At 70.1% G+C, this 17,671-nt stretch carries 21 protein-coding genes; 5 read left to right on the top strand and 16 right to left on the bottom strand.

Translation table 11 applies throughout. The features are described 5' to 3' along the window. Positions 1 to 37: 37 nt before the first annotated feature. Positions 38 to 232 (bottom strand): DUF1328 domain-containing protein, encoded by a 195-nt coding sequence (locus tag DVH23_RS07790; protein WP_114576878.1) that lies wholly within the window; start codon positions 230 to 232, stop codon positions 38 to 40. A gap of 42 nt (positions 233 to 274) precedes the next feature. After that, on the bottom strand, positions 275 to 2,137 hold the full coding sequence (locus tag DVH23_RS07785) for a bacterio-opsin activator domain-containing protein (protein WP_114576877.1): 1,863 nt from the start codon (positions 2,135 to 2,137) through the stop codon (positions 275 to 277). Positions 2,138 to 2,215: 78 nt separating this feature from the next. On the opposite strand from DVH23_RS07785, the gene DVH23_RS07780 reads away from it, so the two are divergent. After that, positions 2,216 to 2,431: an HVO_0649 family zinc finger protein gene (locus DVH23_RS07780; protein ID WP_114576876.1), complete on the top strand. Its 216-nt coding sequence runs from the start codon at positions 2,216 to 2,218 to the stop codon at positions 2,429 to 2,431. Here DVH23_RS07780 and DVH23_RS07775 read toward each other — a convergent pair. Then, positions 2,413 to 2,673, bottom strand: coding sequence for a hypothetical protein (locus DVH23_RS07775; protein WP_114576875.1), 261 nt, complete (start codon positions 2,671 to 2,673; stop codon positions 2,413 to 2,415). The genes DVH23_RS07780 and DVH23_RS07775 overlap by 19 nt on opposite strands. Before the next feature lie 80 nt (positions 2,674 to 2,753). Here DVH23_RS07775 and DVH23_RS07770 point away from each other — a divergent pair, with 80 nt between their 5' ends. Then, on the top strand, positions 2,754 to 3,848 hold the full coding sequence (locus DVH23_RS07770; protein WP_114576874.1) for an archaeosine biosynthesis radical SAM protein RaSEA: 1,095 nt from the start codon (positions 2,754 to 2,756) through the stop codon (positions 3,846 to 3,848). A 1-nt stretch (position 3,849) separates the two neighbouring features. Here the strand turns inward: DVH23_RS07770 and DVH23_RS07765 are convergent, their stop codons facing one another. The 11 genes from DVH23_RS07765 to DVH23_RS07715 all read right to left on the bottom strand — a co-directional run bounded on the left by DVH23_RS07765 (position 3,850) and on the right by DVH23_RS07715 (position 12,620). Continuing rightward, the gene (locus tag DVH23_RS07765; RefSeq protein ID WP_114576873.1) at positions 3,850 to 6,132 is read right to left on the bottom strand and encodes a PAS domain S-box protein; all 2,283 of its coding nucleotides are present in this window, start codon (positions 6,130 to 6,132) and stop codon (positions 3,850 to 3,852) included. Positions 6,133 to 6,284: 152 nt separating this feature from the next. Next, entirely contained in the window at positions 6,285 to 6,959 is a 675-nt protein-coding gene (gene purQ / locus DVH23_RS07760) for a phosphoribosylformylglycinamidine synthase I (protein WP_114576872.1), read from the bottom strand. Between the two features lie 34 nt (positions 6,960 to 6,993). Continuing rightward, positions 6,994 to 7,245 carry a phosphoribosylformylglycinamidine synthase subunit PurS gene (purS, locus tag DVH23_RS07755; RefSeq protein WP_114576871.1) on the bottom strand — a complete coding sequence of 84 codons (252 nt, stop codon included), beginning with the start codon at positions 7,243 to 7,245 and terminating at the stop codon, positions 6,994 to 6,996. A gap of 83 nt (positions 7,246 to 7,328) precedes the next feature. Beyond that, the gene (ftsY, locus tag DVH23_RS07750) at positions 7,329 to 8,801 is read right to left on the bottom strand and encodes a signal recognition particle-docking protein FtsY (protein ID WP_114576870.1); all 1,473 of its coding nucleotides are present in this window, start codon (positions 8,799 to 8,801) and stop codon (positions 7,329 to 7,331) included. 9 nt (positions 8,802 to 8,810) lie between these two features. Continuing rightward, on the bottom strand, positions 8,811 to 9,281 hold the full coding sequence (pfdA, locus tag DVH23_RS07745; RefSeq protein ID WP_114576869.1) for a prefoldin subunit alpha: 471 nt from the start codon (positions 9,279 to 9,281) through the stop codon (positions 8,811 to 8,813). 123 nt (positions 9,282 to 9,404) lie between these two features. Further along, positions 9,405 to 10,070 carry a translation initiation factor IF-6 gene (locus tag DVH23_RS07740; protein ID WP_114576868.1) on the bottom strand — a complete coding sequence of 222 codons (666 nt, stop codon included), beginning with the start codon at positions 10,068 to 10,070 and terminating at the stop codon, positions 9,405 to 9,407. Positions 10,071 to 10,075: 5 nt separating this feature from the next. Next, a complete protein-coding gene (locus DVH23_RS07735; RefSeq protein WP_114576867.1) occupies positions 10,076 to 10,354 on the bottom strand; it encodes a 50S ribosomal protein L31e in 279 nt (92 codons plus the stop codon). A gap of 2 nt (positions 10,355 to 10,356) precedes the next feature. Then, on the bottom strand, positions 10,357 to 10,509 hold the full coding sequence (locus DVH23_RS07730) for a 50S ribosomal protein L39e (protein WP_114576866.1): 153 nt from the start codon (positions 10,507 to 10,509) through the stop codon (positions 10,357 to 10,359). Positions 10,510 to 10,591: 82 nt separating this feature from the next. After that, positions 10,592 to 11,644, bottom strand: a complete 1,053-nt coding sequence (locus DVH23_RS07725; RefSeq protein WP_114576865.1) for an AI-2E family transporter — start codon at positions 11,642 to 11,644, stop codon at positions 10,592 to 10,594. A 48-nt stretch (positions 11,645 to 11,692) separates the two neighbouring features. Beyond that, entirely contained in the window at positions 11,693 to 12,190 is a 498-nt protein-coding gene (locus DVH23_RS07720) for a DUF5813 family protein (protein ID WP_114576864.1), read from the bottom strand. Positions 12,191 to 12,230: 40 nt separating this feature from the next. Continuing rightward, entirely contained in the window at positions 12,231 to 12,620 is a 390-nt protein-coding gene (locus DVH23_RS07715) for a hypothetical protein (RefSeq protein ID WP_114576863.1), read from the bottom strand. 118 nt (positions 12,621 to 12,738) lie between these two features. Between DVH23_RS07715 and DVH23_RS07710 the strand changes: the two genes are divergently transcribed. Together DVH23_RS07710 and DVH23_RS07705 are read left to right on the top strand one after the other, a co-directional pair. Then, positions 12,739 to 13,470, top strand: a complete 732-nt coding sequence (locus tag DVH23_RS07710) for an Sjogren's syndrome/scleroderma autoantigen 1 family protein (RefSeq protein ID WP_114576862.1) — start codon at positions 12,739 to 12,741, stop codon at positions 13,468 to 13,470. A gap of 96 nt (positions 13,471 to 13,566) precedes the next feature. Then, the gene (locus DVH23_RS07705) at positions 13,567 to 14,418 is read left to right on the top strand and encodes a phosphatase PAP2 family protein (protein WP_114576861.1); all 852 of its coding nucleotides are present in this window, start codon (positions 13,567 to 13,569) and stop codon (positions 14,416 to 14,418) included. Between the two features lie 19 nt (positions 14,419 to 14,437). Here DVH23_RS07705 and DVH23_RS07700 read toward each other — a convergent pair whose 3' ends face one another. Then, positions 14,438 to 16,840, bottom strand: coding sequence for a DEAD/DEAH box helicase (locus DVH23_RS07700; RefSeq protein WP_114576860.1), 2,403 nt, complete (start codon positions 16,838 to 16,840; stop codon positions 14,438 to 14,440). Positions 16,841 to 16,964: 124 nt separating this feature from the next. Here DVH23_RS07700 and DVH23_RS07695 point away from each other — a divergent pair, with 124 nt between their 5' ends. Next, entirely contained in the window at positions 16,965 to 17,435 is a 471-nt protein-coding gene (locus DVH23_RS07695) for a TspO/MBR family protein (protein ID WP_114576859.1), read from the top strand. On the opposite strand, the gene DVH23_RS07690 is transcribed toward DVH23_RS07695, so the two are convergent. Further along, positions 17,436 to 17,648: a hypothetical protein gene (locus tag DVH23_RS07690; RefSeq protein ID WP_114576858.1), complete on the bottom strand. Its 213-nt coding sequence runs from the start codon at positions 17,646 to 17,648 to the stop codon at positions 17,436 to 17,438. Between the last annotated feature and the right edge of the window lie 23 nt (positions 17,649 to 17,671).

Raw genomic sequence — 17,671 nt, 5'->3', positions numbered from 1 at the left:
TCCCCTTCGCCCCGGGGGATCGTAGGGGTGTCGCCCGTTACAGCACCAGCGAGATGATCGCGAGCACGATGAAGATCAACACGAAGATGCGTGCGATCTCCATCGTGATCCCGGCGACGCCCTGGGCCCCGACGACCGCGGCGATGATCGCGAGCACGAAGAACACGATCGCCAGCTCGAGGAAGCCGCCGCCGCCGATCTGGAGTGGGATCGTCGTGATAGCATCGAACATACCTCGCCTACGGAGACCGGGAATATAAACGTCGGTGCCGTCCTATGCCGTGTCTCCGGGCTCGTCGCCCTCGAAGAGGGCCGCACACAGCTTCCGTTCTGCGGTGCGGAGGTGCTCGTGGAACGTCGGGCGGGCGACCCCCATCGACTCGGCGAGGTCCTCGCCGGTCGTCGGCCGGGGCCACTCGAAGTAGCCCCCGAGATACGCCCGCCGCAGGGCGGCGAGCTGGCGGTCGGTCAGGTCGGCCTCCAGCCGGCTCGCGAACTCCGCGCGGGTCTCGCCGGCCCGCTCGTGCCGGCGGATCGACCGGGTGTCGGTCCCCGGATGGCGCTCCTCGATCGCCTCGACGACCGCCCGGACGTCGGCCGCCGCCGGGAGCTCGAGGGCCACGTCCGCCTCGCCGTCCCCGGCGGAGATCGAGCGAACGACCCCGCCCCGGGTCGAGAGCCACTCGACGAACCCCGGCTCCTCGGTCCTGAGTTCGACGAGCAGCTCCGGACTCCCCTCGGTCCCCCGCTCGACGACCGTCCGGACCGAGACCCCCTCCAGGTTCGCCGCGGCGTCCTCGAGGGCCCCGGGCGTCGCCCCCGAGACGGTAAACAGGGCGGCGGGCTCCTCGGCGAGATGGGTCGAGCGGCGGTACTCAAGGCGACAGTCGGCCGCCGCCGAGAGCGCCGCCGGTACGAACCCCCGGTCGTCGATCCGGAGGGAAACGGCGACGATCGCGTCGGTCTCGAGGATACGGCTCGTCTCGCGGGCGTTGATCCCGCTTGCGACCGCGCGGGAAAGCGCCGAGAGGATCGCCCGCTCGCGGTCGTCTATCGCCCCGCCCCGGACGACCAACACGCCGTACTCGACGTCGTTGTGGACGAGCGGGAACGCGGCCTCCTCGGGGCCGAGACGGGCCTCGCCCTCGCCGATCGCTTCGGGCGCCGGATGGTCCGCGTTCAGCGGGAGGGCCTCGGGATCGATCCCGGCGCTCGCCCGTACCTCGATCGTCCCCCGGCCGGCGTCGCGCTCGCCGATCCAGACGCCCTCGTAGCCCGCCTCCTCGGCGATCCGCTCGCAGACCGCCGTCTCGAGGGTCGGCCGGTCGGTCGCGCCCGCGGCCGCGGCGGTCACGTCCCGCACCAGCCCCTCGATCCGCGAGAGGACGTGCTCGAGTTCCGCCGTGCGGCGCTCGAGGGCGAGTTCGGCGCGTTTGCGCTTGGTGACGTCGTTCTGAAAGCCGACGAAGTGGGTCAGTTCGCCCGCCTCGCGGACGGGCGCGATCGTCACCTCGTTCCAGAAGGAGGTGCCGTCCTTCCGGTAGTTGACGAGTTCGACGGTGACGGGTTCGGCCTCCTCGACGGCCCGCCACATCGCCTCGATCGCCTCGGGGTCGGACTCCTCGCCCTGGAGAAATCGGCAGTTCTGCCCGACGACCTCCGAGACGGGGTAGCCCGTCACGCGCTCGAAGGCCTCGTTGGCGTACACCAGGGGGACGTCCTCGCTCCCGGCGTCGGCGATCGTGATCCCGACGGGCGCCTCGTTCATCGCGCGGTCTTTGACCGCACGGTCGCGGGCCGGCGGCCCGCCGTCGCCGTCGAACGCGATCGTCGCGCCGCCGTCCCGGCGGTGGATCCGCGCGGGCGCGGGAAGGGTCTCCCCCGACACCTCGCGGGCGGTCCCGATCGTCGCCTCCCGGATCTCGGGCTCGACGGCCGTCCACCACGGCAGGTCCGTCGCGGACCCTCCCGCGGGGTCGGGCGGGAGGTCGAACGCCTCGACGGCGGCCGCGTTGGCGTAGCTCAGCCGTCCCTCCTCGACCGCCACGACCGGATCGACAAGCGAGTCGAGCGCCGCGCGCGCGGCCCCCGGCTCGCCCGATCCCCGTCCGCCGGGCGTTCCGTCGATATTGGCCATGACCCTCCATACGGAGGGGTGGGCCTAAAGATGGGGGCCACGCATAGCTTTATGATCGATAATGATATATGGTACCATATGGCAGTCCAACGAGCGCGCTCGCCGTTCGACAGGCTCCGGCAACGCCTCGAGGACGACGAACTCCGATGTCGGGCGTGTGGCCACCGCGACCCCGACGGCGGCTGGCGGGTGACCGCCGCGGGTAGCCGCGTCCGGTACGAGTATGCCTGTCCGTCGTGTGGCGCCCACGAGACGAAGACGGTGCGTCTGGACGGCTACACCGGCCGCCGGTAGTCACAGCTCGGACACGAGAGCATCCCCTCGCGGTAGAGCAACAGGCTCCGCCCGCACCGACAGGGCACGGTGACCGACGTCCCCCGTTCGCGGGCGACGCCGTCGAGGGCGTTCCGGAGCCGCTCGAGATCCCGTTCGGTCGCCTCGAGGCGGTCGGAAAGCTCCGCGACGCGTGCCTCCGTCGCCGACCGTGCCGTCCGCCGGTCGGTCCGTCGATTCGCCGGCCTCGGGAGCGGTGTCATGGGCATCGGTACGTCGCCAGTGAGCTTAACCGCCACGGCGGGACGAAGCCGCTTTAGGCCCGCGGGCGCTTTCTCCGGCAATGAGTCAACCCACGCCCGAGGTCTACGAGCAGGGGAAGGGAATGGACGCTCACAACCGGGCGATGCGGGAGATCCGCGCCCGGCGCGAGGAGAGCTACGACCCCCACGAGCCGACCCGCGTCTGGGTCGACGAGGACAACACCCCCGGGGGCGTCATGGAGAGCCTGACGATCATCCTGAACACGGGCGGCTGTCGGTGGGCCCGCGCCGGCGGCTGTACGATGTGTGGCTACGTCGCCGAGAGCGTCGAGGGCGGCAGCGTTTCCCACGACGCCCTGATGGACCAGATCCAGGTCTGTCTCGATCACGAAGCCGAGGAGGCCGACGAGCCCGCCGACCTCATCAAGATCTACACCTCCGGCTCCTTTCTCGACGAGCGGGAGGTCGGCGCACGTTCCCGGAAGGCGATCGCCGACGCCTTTGCCGACCGCGAGCGGATCGTCGTCGAGAGCCTGCCGGACTTCGTCGAGAGAGAGAAGATCGCCGACTTCACCGGGCACGGCCTGGACACGGACGTCGCCGTGGGCCTCGAGACCGCGACCGATCGGGTGCGCCAGGACTGCGTCAACAAGTACTTCGAGTTCGCCGACTTCGAGGACGCCTGCGCCGAGGCCGCCGTGGCCGACGCCGAGGCCGACGCCACGGCCGGAATCAAGGCCTACCTCTTGATGAAACCGCCCTTCCTCGCCGAGCCCGAGGCGGTCGCGGACATGATCTCCTCGATCGAGCGCTGTAGCGAGGTTCCGGGCTGTCACACCGTCTCGATGAACCCGTGTAACGTCCAGCGCTACACGATGGTCGACGATCTGCACTTCCGGGACGGCTACCGGCCGCCGTGGCTCTGGTCGGTCGCCCACGTTCTGGAGGAAACAGCCGACGCCGACGCCATCGTCGTCTCCGACCCCGTCGGCCACGGCTCCGACCGGGGCGCCCACAACTGCGGGGAGTGTGACGACCGCGTCCAGACCGCGATCAAGGACTTCGATCTCCGTCAGGACCCCTCGGTGTTCGAGCAGGTCTCCTGTGACTGCGAGGCGACCTGGGACGCCGTGATGAGCCTCGAGACGGGCTACAACCAGCCCCTCGTCCGCTGAGTCAGCCCGCCCCGTCCGGTCCGCCGGTCGCGCGCTCTCCCGGCGGATCGGCCGCGGGCACCTCGAGCGTGACGACCGTCCCGCGGGGGTCGTTCTCCGAAAAGGAGAGCTCACCGCCCGACTGGCCGACGGCCCACTTGACGAGCCACAGCCCCAGCCCGCTGGCGTGGCGGAGCTGGGTGATCTCCCCGCCCGCGAGGATCTCGCGTTCGACCTCCGGGACGCCCGGACCGTCGTCGGCGACCGATATCGTGACCGTCTCGTCGGTCGTCTCGACGCGAACCTCGACCGTCGGCGCCTCGCCGGCGTGTTCGACGGCGTTCTCGATCACGTGGGCGATCGCCGTCGACAAGACCCCGCCCGCACGCGCTTCGGCCCGATCGGGAAGCGACGCCTCGATCCGTGCCCCGGGAGCCGTCGCCGTGGCCCGGTCGATCCCCTCCCTGACGGCGGCGACCACGTCGACCGGGCCCGCAGCCGCGGGGGCGCGATCGAAGCTCCGCTCGATGTCGCGGGTCGTCTCGGCGAGCTCGAGGAGGTCGCCCGCGCGCTCGCGGATCGTCTCGACGTACTCCCGATCGTCGTCGTCGACGGACTCGGCGAGGGTCACGGCGGAGCCGTCGATGACGTTCAGTCCGTTTCTGAGATCGTGGCGGAGCACGCGGTTCAACACCTCGAGACGCTGCCGGCGGCGTTTCCGTTCGGTGATGTCGGTGTAGACGCCGAACGAGCGGCTCGTCTCCCTGTCGGTCTCGATCGGGACGATCTCGAGGCGAAACTCGCGGATCCCCGCCGCCGTCCGCCGGCGGACCTCCCGCTCGACGACCGCGCCGTCGGCGCCCGCACGGTTGACCGCCTCGGCCTCCTCGTCGTCCCCGTCGGGAACGACGAACCGATCGAGAGGTTCGCCGGCGATCGTCGACTCGTCGTAGCCGAAGACCCGCTCGAAGGCGGGGTTGACCCGTTCGACGATCGCCTCGTCTCCCTCGTGACGGACGCTCGCGACCGCGTCGGGGACGTTCTCGAACAGTGCGGCGAACCGGTCGCGTTCCTCGCGAAGGCGCGACTCGAAGGCCATCCGATCCAGGGCGTCGGCGACGTGGGCGACGAGCAGTTCGGCGAGCTCCCGGTCGCTCCGGTCGAACGCGTCGGGTTCGGTCGAAACGGTCTGGAAGACGCCCCACTCGCCGATCGGGACGCTCAACACCGACCGGAACTCCTCGCCGGCCGGCACCGCGTCCGGATCGGAGGCGACGTCGCCGATCCGGTAGGTCCGGCCGTTCCGGTAGGTCTTCCCGACGATCCCCTCGTCGATCGAGAACTCCCGCCTGATGTCGGCGTCCGTCAGCTTCGAGGAGAGTGCCGCCTTCACGAGCCGGTCGCCCTCAACGCGGTCGATCGCACAGACGTCGAAGTTCAGGACCTCCTCGGCGGCCGCGACGGCCGTCTCGAACACCTCCGCCTCGCTGCCACAGTCCTCCAGAGTCGAGGCGACCTCGTGGAGCGCGGTCGTCTTTCGCCTTCGGGCCCACAGCTCCCGTTCGATCTCGACTCTGTCGCGGACGTCCCTGATGACCGCCGCGATCCCGACGACCGCACCTCCCTCCCGGAGCAGGGCTGCCGTCACCTCGCAGGGAATCCGCTCGCCCGACCGGGTCTCGATGGTCTGCTCGTAGGTCACGGCGGACTGCTCGCCCGCTCTCAGGGTCGCGATCTCGCTTCGTCCCCGCTCCAAACTCTCCGCGGTGAGCATCGTCGAGACGTGTGCGCCGACGAGTTCCTCGCGCGGGTAGCCCGAAAGCGAGGCGAGCGTGTCGTTGACCCGGCGGATGACCTCCTCCCGGTCGAGCACGCAGATGGCGTCGCCGATCGCCTCGACGATCCCCGAGGCGTACGCGTCGTCGAGATCGTCCGCCCCGGAGTCGAGGCCGGTCGCCACCTGCTCGGTCACCCCGGCAACCCGCTCGGCGAGCGTCCCGACCCCCGCCGACTTCGGGACGTAGCCGTCCGCACCCGCCGCGATCACCTCGCCCGCGAGCACGTCCGTTCCGTCGGTCCAGACCACGAGCGGGACGCCCGGACGCGTCTCCCGGATCGCCTCGACGACTTCGGGTCCGGTCGCGTCGGACAGCGGGGAGTCGACGACGACGCAGTCGTAGCCGTTGTCCTCCAAGGCCGAGAGACACGCGGCAAGCGTCCGGACGCAGTCGACGCTCTCGAAGACCTCGGCGACGACCTCCCGCGGGGACGGGCCGACGGAAAGGACGCGTGCCGGTCGTGTCATCGATACCGTCGTCCGTCGCTCATCTTCCGTCGGGCCAGGACCGCGGTTCACTTAAACCACCTGGAAAATCCGGCCGAGCGGACAGACGGGCCGCCACGAGCCGGTTCCGACCCGCCCGGAAGCGGGTCGCGGGTGGACCGCCTCGAGCGGTCCTAGGCGAACCCGCGGAGGATTCCCCCGCCGTCGGTGGTGCCGACGGAGGGCAGCGTCGCCCGTTCGGGGTGGGGCATCAACACCGCCACGGTCTCGCGCTCGCCGAGGACGCCCGCGACCGCGCCCCGCGAGCCGTTGGGGTTCGCCGACGGCGCCACCTCGCCCTCGGGCGTACAGTACCGAAAGAGGACGCGGTCGTCGGCCTCGAGTTCGGCCAGGCGGTCCTCGCGGATCTCGTAGCGACCCTCGCCGTGGGCGATGGGGATCTCCAACACGTCGCCCGCCTCGTAGCGGGCCGTCCAGGGCGTGTCGGCGCGTTCGATCCGGAGGTGGACCGGCTCACACTGGAAGCGCGCGCTCTCGTTGGTCGTGAACGCGCCGGGGGTGAGCCCCGACTCACAGCCGATCTGGGCGCCGTTACAGATCCCGAGCACCGGAACTCCCGCGTCGGCGGCCTCCCGGACCTCCCGCATGATCGGGGAACGTGCCGCCATCGCCCCTGCCCGGAGGTAGTCGCCGTACGAAAAGCCCCCGGGGAGGACGACACCCGTGACGTCCTCCGGGAGCCCGTCCTCGTGCCAGACGACCTCGCGCTCGATGCCGAGATACGAGAGCGCGCGGGCGGCGTCGCGGTCGCAGTTCGATCCGCCGAAGCGGACGACGGCGACCGTCACAGTCGTCCCCCCCTCGGTACCGCGACCACCCGAATCATCGCCCCTCGACTTCCACGCTGTAGTCGTGGATCGTCGGGTTCGCGAGCAGCCGTTCGGCCATCTCGTCGGCCCGATCCGCGGCCTCCTCTTCCGAATCCGCGTCGAGATCGATCTCGAATCGGTCGGCCGCCCGGAGCTCCTCGAGGTCGAACCCCAGGCGCTCGAGGGCCTTCCGGGTCGTCTCGGCCTCCGGGTCGAGGACGCCGCGTTTGAGCCGGACCGTCACCGTCGCGGTGTAGGCGGTCATTACTCGAACCCCCGCGAGCGTGCTCAAAAACGCTTTCGGCTCGCTCGGAGGATGCACGAACGTGTATCCCGCGGCGCCGTCGACTACTCCTCGTCGTCCAGAAGCCGGTCGATCATCCGGTCGGGCTCGAACCGCTCTAGATCGTCGTAGCCCTGGCCGGTTCCCAGGAAGAGCACGGGGTTGCCGGTGACGTGGGCGATCGAGATCGCCGCACCGCCGTTGGAGTCGGCGTCGGCCTTCGTGAGGACGGCGCCGTCGAAGGGGGCGGCCGCGTCGAACTCCCTCGCACGGTTGACCGCGTCCTGGCCCGCGACGGCCTCGTCGACGAAGATCGCCATGTCGGGACCGACCACGCGATCTATCTTCTCGAGTTGGTCCATCAGCCCCTCGTCGGTGTGGAGCCGACCCGCCGTGTCCCCGAGGACGACGTCGACGTCGTTCGCCTCGGCGTACTCGACGGCGTCGTAGAGCACCGCCGCGGGGTCGCCGCCCTGGTCGTGGGCGATCAGCCGCCGATCGAGGGCCGCGGCGTGCTCACGGATCTGCTCGTTGGCGCCCGCACGATACGTGTCGCCGTTGGCGAGCACCGACGAGAAGCCCCGGTCCTCCAGGTACCGGCTCAGCTTCGCGATCGTCGTCGTCTTCCCGACGCCGTTGACGCCCGTAAAGACGATCACGAGAGGCTTGTCGGCGTCGGCGACCCGCTGCTCGAAGTCGAACTGGCCGACGCTGATCACGTCGCGGATCGCCTCGCGCAGCGCCTCCTCGACGACCTCGCCGGTCGACTCCCGGAACCGTCGGGTCTCGCCGATCAGCTCCTCGCGGATGTTCTCGAGGATCTCCTCCGTGACCCCCATCTCGACGTCGCTCGAGAGGAGCGCGAGCTCGAGGTCTTCCAGGGGCTCCTCGATGTCTTCTTCCTCGATGACGAACTTCCCGCGGACGAGCGAGCGGGCCTTCCGGCCGAAACCGACCGACCCACCCTCCTCCGCCTCGGGTTCGTCGACTTCGCCGCCCTCGTCCGCGGCCGCCTCTTCGCTCTCGGCGACCGCTTCCGTGTCGTCCCCGCGCCCGTCGGCGTCCCCGGCGGGATCCTCGATCCCCTCGGGCTCCGCCCCGCCCGCGACGTCGGGATCGATCGACGGCGCCGCGCCGCCCTCCGCAGGCCCTTCGACGGAGTCCTCGACTGCGAGCCCGGAGTCGGCGGCTGCCGTCGCGTCGGTCCCGCTGTCTGGCTCCGTCCCGGCCGCCGTCGGTCCCGGCTCGTCGGTACCGGGTGCGGGCGCCGACTCCGGATCGGGGTCGTTCCGCTCGTGATCGGCGCCGGCTCCCGCTCCGGGTTCGGCCGTCGCGTCCGACTCGGGACCCGCCTCGCCAACTCCGACCCCGTCGTCGGGGGCGGCGTCCGGCTCGTCGGAGGCGGCATCGAGATCCGTTTCGGGGAGTGTGTCCGCGTCGCCCTCGTCGGTGTCTTCGACCGGCTCGGCCTTCTCCTCGGCGGTCTCCTCGACGTCGTCGCGGAAGCTCCCGAGCTTCTCCTTTAGACTATCGAACATGGCTGGCGGTTACTGCTCGTCGGGACCGCCCGCGCCGGGCCCGCCCTGACCGCCCATCTGTTGCATCTGCTGTTGCATCGCCTGCTGTTGGGCCTGCTGGGCCTGCTGTTCGAGCTGGGCGCTCTCGGCTTCGAGCTCGGAGATCTGTTCGGTGACCTCCTCGATCCGGTCTTCCAGGTTCTCCTGTTTGCTCTCGAGGGCGTCGATCGCCCCCTCCTGTTCGAACTCCGCGGCGTAGTCGGCGCCGAGTTCGACGATCACTTCGTCGATGTCGGCGACCTCCGCACGGACGTAGGCGCCCCCGCCGAGGGGGACCTGAACCGTCGAGCCCGACTCGAGGGTCTCGATCGCCTCGATCGCCTCGTCGGCCTCGTTCTGTTCTTCCCGGATGGACTCGACGGTCGCCTGGAGTCCCTCGATCTCGCCTTCGACCTCCTCGAGTTGCTGGGAGAGCTGCTGGAGCTCCTGTCGGCCGCTCATCGGTCGGACACCCCGACGACGGTCCGGAGCTGGCGTCGTGATTCCGCGGCGAGTTGGATCGTACTCATACGCCTACCTGCGGCGGGCAGTCGGAAGAATCTTCCCTTCCGTCGGGATCGGCCGTCAGTCGATGTAGCCGAGCGCGTCCTCGATCCGACCCAGTTCCGGTCCCGTCGTCCCCTCGCCGACGACGTAGCCGGCCTCGGTCGCGAGCAGGCCCGAGCCCACCAGCGGACCGCCGTAGTTGATCGTCCCGACGTCCGCGCGGACGTCCAGGGCCTCCTCGACGGCGTCGAGTTCGGCGTCGGTGGCCTTCGGGTGACAGAGCGCCCCCCGGTTGGTGGCGACCGCCGCCGTCCCCACCGTTCGGACCCCCGCGAGGTCGCCGCGTTCAACGGGGACCTCCAGGGCGTCCTCGATCGCCGTAATCGCCTCCCGCGGGAGGTCGGGGTGGACGTAGGCGCCGTAGTCGTTGGCGAGGACCACGTTCCCGGCGGCGTTGATCGAGCCCGGCAGCTCCGTGATCGGCCGATCGATCGCCTCCTCGAGTCGGTCGCGTTCGTACTCGAGGACGCGGCTGCTCACGAGTAGGCCGTTCTCGTTGCCGGTCGCGAGCGCGCCGACCGTCGAGGAGCCCCCGACGGTCGTCGCGACTGCGGGGGCCGCGAGCTCGTCGGCGATCGACTCGATGACGTCCTCGTCGGCGTCGGGACGGACGAGGACAGCGCTTTCCGTCGCGCTCGCGAAGACGCCGACGTACGACGAGCCGGCGAAGGTGGTGCGAAGCACGCGGGTTAGTCGGCGAACTCGGCCTCGACGACGGCCTCGCCGGCCTCGTCGAACCGCGCGGCGCGAACCCGGAGCTTCCGTGGCGGGTTCGACCGGCCGTTGGCCCAGACGGCCTCGTTGATCGAGGGGTCTAAGCGGACGGCCTCTTCCTCGACCGCGAAGTGTTTCGCGATGTGCTCGCGGACGATGGTCATCGCCCGGTCGGCGGCCTCGTGGTTCGCCCCCTTCTTGACGTCGCGGAGGGGAACGGTGACGACGCGTTCCTCGAAGTCACTGGCGCTCATGGTTACTCGTCGGTGTCGTTGCGCCGCCAGTTACGCCGCTTCGGGTTGCGCCGGGTGTTCATGTCGGTCTTGAGCATGACCCACGCCGGGACGCGGCTGTTCTCGTTTTCGAGTTTCGCGAGCCGCTTTTTCTTGCTCTTGGATTTCTTGCCCATAGTGGCCACTCGTAGCCCGCGCCGGCATAAAATCTTGTCCATCCCGCTTACCGCTCGCGGGCCGCCGTCGCCGGCGTCGGGACTACGGGTCGTCGGGGGCGGGCGTCCCCAGCCCCTCGAGGCCGTAGCGGGCGTAGAGGTCGATCCCGACCTTCGCTGCGCCGACGACGACGGGGCCGACGAAGAGGCCGACGGCGCCGAACACGGAGACACCCCCGAAGATGCCGACGACGATCACCGCCGCGCTCAGCGGGCCGCTCCGGCCGATGAGCGCGGGCCGGAGGTAGGTGTCGGAGGCGCTGACCAGCGAGCCGTAGACGACGAGGGCGGCGGCGGCTCCCGGCCGCCCGATCACGAGCAGGTAGACCGAGACCGGGACCCAGACCCCGAAGGCGCCGATCAGCGGCAGGAGCGCGAGCACGAAGGTGACGACGGTCAGAAAGACGACCCCCGGCACCGAGAGCGCCCAGAGACCGATCCCCAGCGCGATCGCCTGGATCGCCGAGACGGCGACGTTGCCGACGACCGAGGCCCACATCAGCCGGTCGAGTTCGGCGAGCAGTTCGGCCTGGACCGCCGGCCGGATCGGGGCGACCTCCCGGAGCCACCCCATCAGCCGGTCGCCGTCCCGGAGCAGCGAAAAGAGCACGAAGACGGTGACCGTGAGCCCGAAGACGATCGCGGGGATCCCCCCCACGACGTCGAAGACGCCCGTCACCAGCCCCTGGATCCCCGTTCCGATCTCCTCCTCGTAGTCGGCGACGGCGGTCCGGAGCACGTCGGGATCGATCCGGTAGCCGCTCCCCTCGAGCTGGCGTTCGATCGCCGTCGGGTCGAACCCCTGTTGCTGGACCGCACCCAGGAGCCCGGAGGCCTGCCGGATCGCCACCACGAGGACGTAGACGACCGGGAGGATGAGAACGACGACCACGGCACTGATGAGGCCCACCGCCGCGGTCGTCGAACCCACGTGGCTCTCCAAGCTCCGCTGGGCGGGCGCGAGTACGTACGCGAGCAGGGCCCCGAGCAGGACGTACTGGACGTACGGCAGGACGACGGCGACGGCGAGGGCGACGCTCGCGAGCGCGAATATCCCCAGTGCGGTCCGTTCGGACCGCCCGGCGCGTGCGACCATGGTCCCCCCAGGGCGATCCACCACCAAAAGCGCCCGTGATACACGATCTCAGACCGGCGGCTCCGACCCCTCCCCGGCCGACTCCGCCCCCTGCTCGCCCCGTTCCTTGGCGGCCGCAAGGAGCGCCCCGGCCGGCCCGCGATACTCGTAGCCCGGGATCAGCCCCTGGACGTAGGTGCCCTCGACGTACTCGATCAGCGCCTTCGCGTCGGCGGCCGGCCGCGGGGAGTCGTACGCGAAGCGGACCCGGATCTCGCGGGCGCCGCGTTCGACCGTCGGCCCCTCGCCCTCCCCGCTTGCGACCCGGTAGGCATCGGCGAGGCGACGCTCGAGGGTCTCGAACCAGCCGTCGGCGACGACGTCGGCGACCGTCTCGCCGGCGACGGCGGCGTCCAGGCCCGGCACCGTCACCGTGATCTCGACACCCTCCTGGGGCCGGACCGCCGTCTCGAGGACGGTCGTCGTCAGGTCGTACCCCTCCCGGTCGTCCTCACGGCGCTCGAAGGCCTCGTGGCGCGCGAACGCGTCCGCAGAGTCGTCGGTCATGCTCCCATCGAGGGTCGGTTCGGCCAAGGACCTTGCGCTCCTACGGCCGATCTCGCTCCGCCAGCACCGACCGGAGGGCGGTCGCGACCTCCTCGAAGTCCTTCATCGTGAGCCCGTCGGTCGTCGCGAACACGCCCTCGCGGTCGGAGGTGACCCGGATGAGAAAGCCGTTGTCGAAGACGCGGATCGTGTAGCGGTAATCCCCGAGCTCGGAGCCCTCGTAGGCGGTCTGGGCCGTCTTGAAGCCGCGCCACTCGTGGCCGATGAACGTCGAGAGGTCGGCGTCGCGCTCCAGGTCGCTTCGGAGATAGAGCTGCTCGAAGTCGTCGCGGGTGAAGTAGGTCACCGACCGGAGGCTGTCGCCGACCGCCGTCCGGGAGGTCGTCACGATGCGCTCTGCGATCTCGTCCGGAAGTAACCCCGAATCCATGCCCCGACGTTCGCCCGGAGGGGTCTTATAGGGTCGGATGTGCCTACTCTCGTGGCTCCACGCAATCCCCCCGCGAGGGGTCGGAGGTTTTTCGACGCTCGAGCCCGTCCCGGCGCGTATGAGCGACGAGTTCGACAAGGAGGCCGAACGCGAGAAGCTCCGAGAGAAGTACGGCGACGACGCCGAAGACCGACAGGCGACCGAGCGGATGAGCGACCTCCTCCTGAAGGGTGCGACGATGACCAACACCCACTGTGGCACCTGTGGCGACCCCCTCTTTCGCCAGAACGGCGTCACCTTCTGTCCGTCCTGTCACGGCGGACCCGAGGGCGTCGAGGGCACCGGCGTCGAGGAGGCAGAGAACCAGGCCGGAGGAAAGCTTCAGGGGCAGGGAGCCCCAACGGGGCCCGGGAACGCAGGCGGGGCGACCGAGATCGACGTCTCGAGCCCGGGCGAGGGCGAGGAGGGTCGGGCCGCCGAACCCGGGGGCCAGTCGGGGGGATCCGAGCCGGCCCCGCCCGGAGCCGACGAGCGGGCGACTCCGCCCCACGGGAACCGCCCCGAGACGAGTCCGTCGGACCCGGGTCAGCGGGCCGACCGGGGCGGACCGCGGGCGACGCCCTCCCGGGACGCCTCCCCGCCGGATCGGTCCGGAGCGTCGAGGGCCCCGACGGAACCGGCTGCCGACCGGACGCCCGCCGGCGGGAGCGAGGCCGACGCCCGCGAGTCGCTGATCGCCGCCCTGGAGCGCTTTTCGGCGGAGGCCGCGGCGACCGACGACCCCCGCTACGCCAAGGAGTGTCTCGCGGCCGCCCGCGAGGCGAGCGAGGCGCTCGCGGCGCTTCGCTGATCGGCGGGGCCCGCACGCGCCGGCTCCGGAGCGTGCCGCTACATGTCGTTCGTAATAGATATCTTTAACTGAGTGGGTCGGCCGATCGGATGACGTATGGCGTTCATCCCGATCGCGGTACTGACTGCCCTGGTCGTCCTCACCGGGCTGTCGATGACGTGTGCGCTCTGTCTGACCCCCCGACAGCTCCGCTCGGTCGGCGTCGGAGATCGGCTCCGGGACGTCTCGCCGTATCTCGGGGCCGCCGCCGTCTGCTTTCTGGCCAAGCGGGCGACGGACGGCTACAGTCTGCGGATCTCGCGCGCACTGGGCTGGGACGTCACCGACGAACTCCACGCCATCGAGGGCGGGTTCGTCCCCGCGTTCCAGGAGGTCGTCCCCGGAGCGACCCTGGAGTTCTTCGCGGCGATGTACATGTTCGGGTTCCCGTTTCTGATCGCGACCGCGCCGGTGCTTTACTTCCTCTCGCCCACCGGGCGCCGTCTCAAGGAACTCCTCGTCGCGTACCTCCTGAACTACGTGGTCGGCGCGATCTGTTACACCCTCGTCATCGCCTACGGCCCGCGGAACCACTTGGCCTCCGTCGAGGGGCTGATGTACGTCGCCTACCCGGCGACCCAGGACCTCACGGCGGCGATGTCGGCGAACACGGACGTCTTCCCGTCGCTGCACACGTCGCTCGCGGTCGTCGTCGTCTGCTTCGCGTGGTGGTCCCGCCGGGAGTACCCCCGGTGGTACCCCATCGCCGCAGTCGTGGGATCGGGCGTCGTCCTCTCGACGATGTACCTGGGCATCCACTGGCTGGTCGACGTCGTGGCCGGCGTCGCCCTCGGCGTCGGCTCCGTCCACGCGGCCCGCCGCCTCGTCGCCCGGCTCGAGGACGGCGCCGGCGGGGTTTCGATCCCCGCCGACCACGGCGAGGGGATCCCTTCCGACGCGGGCGATTGATGCGGTCGGAGACGAGAACTCACCCGGCGTACTCGCTGCCGACGACCTCGCGGATCCGCTCGGCGGTGACCTCGCCGACGCCCTCGACGTCCCGTAGCTCCGCCTCGCTGGCGTCCATCACGGCCTCGACGCTGCCCAGCTCCGAGAGCAACGCGCGGGCGGTGACGGGGCCGATCTCGGCGATCGAACTCACGACGTACTCCTGTTGTTCGCCGAGCGTCTTCGCGCCCTTCTCGCCGTGGACGGAGACCTCCCGGTCGCTCGCGTCCTGTTCGCGCCCAGCGATCACCGCGAGCAGTTCGGTCGTATCGGCTTCGTCCTCCGTTCGCAGGACGCTCGCCCCGAAATCGACCGCGAGCGAGGAGAGCGCACCCCGAACCGCGTTCGGGTGGATATCGCGTTGTTCGTACAGCCCCTCGCCCTCGACGACGACGATGGGCCGGCCGTAGCCCCTGGCCATCGCGCCGACCTGCTCGAACACCGACCGGTCGCCGCCGACGAGCGAATCGACGAAGTCCGCCGTCGATTTGCGCTCGACGACCGCGCGATCCGAGAGGACGTAGTCCCCTACTTCGAGAGTCTCGAGGCGGACCTCGATCCCCTCGCGTTTCGAGAGTTCGCGGGCGATGTTCGCATCCATCTCCCGGCTGTCGGCGACGACCTCGATTCCCTCGCCCTCGGGGACCGGCGTCTCCGACGGCTCGACCGGCTCCTCGTCCGGATCGTCGTCGGGAGCGAACGCCTGGAGGCCGGGCTGGCCCGCCGTCCCGTTCGCGCTCTCGGTTGCGTCGTCGCCCCCGTCCCCGCCGCCTCCCGCCGACGCCTCCGCGTCGAACGCCGACAGCGACTGCTGCGCGTCGTCCAGCTCCTCTTCGAGCTCGCTCGCCATCCCCTTTAGCTCGCGCAGCTCCGACTCCATCTCCTTTTCGCGTCGCCGCGAGATCCAGAAGTAGGCCTCGTCGCGGGTGTCCTCGGCCATCAGGACGACGACCCGGCCCTCCGACTGGCGGCCCGTCCGCCCCTTCCGTTGAATGGAGCGGATCGCGGTCGGCACTGGCTCGTAGAAGAGGACGAGATCGACGTCGGGGACGTCGAGACCCTCCTCGGCGACGGACGTCGAGACCAGCACCTCGAACTCCCCCGCGCGGAAGGCGTCCAGGGTCTCCTGTTGTTGGATCTGGGTCATTCCATCCGACCCTTCGCGGTCGCCCTGGCCGACGAACCGCCGGGCGTCGAAGCTGGTGTTCAGAAACTCGGTCAGTGCCTCCGCCGTGTCCCGGGACTCGGTGAAGACGATGACGCGGTCGCCGCCCTCCAGACCGAGAGTCTCGGCCAGCAGCATCCGCGTCTTGCGGTATTTGGGGTGAAGCTCGTCGAAGCTCTCGGCTTTGCGCATCGCCTCCCGAACTTTGGGGTCGCTGACGAGGCGCTGGCTCGCCTTCGAGGCCCCCGAGGTCTTCGCCTGGTTTCGCTGGCGTTCGAAATATCGTCTGAGAGCCTCGACGCTCTGGGTCTCGACCAGCGTGACGGCCTGGCGGAGCTTCATCACCTCCGCGTGGACGGACATCCCCGAGTAGCCCTCCGACTGGTCGTTGTTGATCAGCTTCTGGAGTTCGGCGCGCATCCGGTTGAGATCCTTCTGGGACTGGTCGGGCTGGGTCGAGCGGGCGACCCCGAGTTCCTTCAGTTTCTCCAGCCTGTCGGTGATGACCTCGTTCAGCGCGTCCCGGATCGCGAGGACTTCGTCGGGAAGCTCGATCCGTTCCCACTCGACCTCCGTATCGTGGGTGAACTCGTCCACGTCCGCGTCCTCCTCGGTCATCACCTCCACCTCACCGATACCGAGGTTCTCGCAGACCTCGAGGATCGCCTCCTCGTCGTCGCCCGGCGAGGCGCTCATTCCGGTGACGAGGGGGTCGTCGGCGTCCCCGTGATACCGCTCGGCGATGTAGTTGTAGGCGTAGTCGCCGGTCGCGCGGTGGCACTCGTCGAACGTGATATGAGTGACGTCGGAGAGAGAGATTCTGCTCCCGACGAGGTCGTTCTCGATGACCTGCGGGGTCGCCATCACGACGGTCGCCTCCGCCCACAGCTGCGCCCGGTCGTCGGGACTGACCTCGCCGGTGAAGACGACGATCTCCTCGTCGGGCACCTCGAGGGCCTCCCGATAGAACTCGGCGTGTTGGGTCACGAGCGGTTTCGTCGGTGCGAGCAGGAGGGCGGTTCCGCCGACCTCCTCCAGCCGGCGGGCGGTCACGAGCAGGCTCACCGTCGTCTTCCCCAGCCCTGTCGGGAGACAGACGAGGGTGTCGTCCTCGCACGCGGTCCCCGCGAGCCGGAGCTGGTAGAGCCGGCGCTCCAAGACCCCCGGCGCGAGCAGCGGGTGGTCGATCGTCGGCGGCTCCTCCTCGGTCGCTGCCATCGGGCCGATTTCGGGCCCCGCGAGGTTAAGCGTTCCCGGACCGGAGCGGAAGTGAACGCGCTCCACGGAGGACCCCGCCGGTGTCCGTCGGCAGTCCTTTGCCCGGTCGTCGCCTACTTCCGGCATGGCCTCCGCCCGGAGCGCCGGTCGGCTCGTCGCGGCTGTCCTGGCGGTAAACGCCGTCGGTGCCGCCCCGAGCCTCGTCTCCTCGCCCGACACCCCCTGGTTCGAGAGTCTGGAAGAGCCCGCCATCTACCCGCCCGAGATCGCCTTTCCCGTCGTCTGGACGGTTCTCTTTACGCTGCTCGGGATCGCCCTCTGGCTCGTCTGGGAGCGGACGGGCGACGGCCGCCGTCTCGCGCTCTCCCTGTTCGCGCTCCAGATGCTCGTCAACGTCGCCTGGACGCCCGCCTTCTTCTCGCTGCAGGCGCCGGGGGTCGCCCTCGGGATCATCGTCGCGCTCTGGGTCCTGGTCGTCGCGACGATCGCCGCCTTCGCCCGGGTCGATCGGCGTGCGGCGGCGCTGCTCGTCCCCTACCTCGCCTGGATCACGTTCGCGACGGTCCTGAACTTCGAGCTCTGGCGGCTGAACTGATCACCGGAGCCCGCGCTGGATCGCCCGGGCCACCGAGGAGACGGCCGCGACGGCGACGGCGATACCGATCGCGGCGAGGAATCCGAGGACGATCGACACCGCGATGCGTCCGGTCGAGAGGTACGCGAGGACGAACCCGCAGACGACGACGGCGAGGACGGCGATCCGCCACGCCATCGGTCCGTCGATCTCGTGGCCCGAGACGGTCGGCATGACCGGTCGTGGGGGCGCGGGGC

The sequence above is a fragment of the Saliphagus sp. LR7 genome, from assembly GCF_003344565.1.
Lineage (GTDB): Archaea > Halobacteriota > Halobacteria > Halobacteriales > Natrialbaceae > Saliphagus > Saliphagus infecundisoli.
Note: the sequence above shows the minus strand (reverse complement) of the source record. Positions and strands in the feature narration are given on the sequence as shown.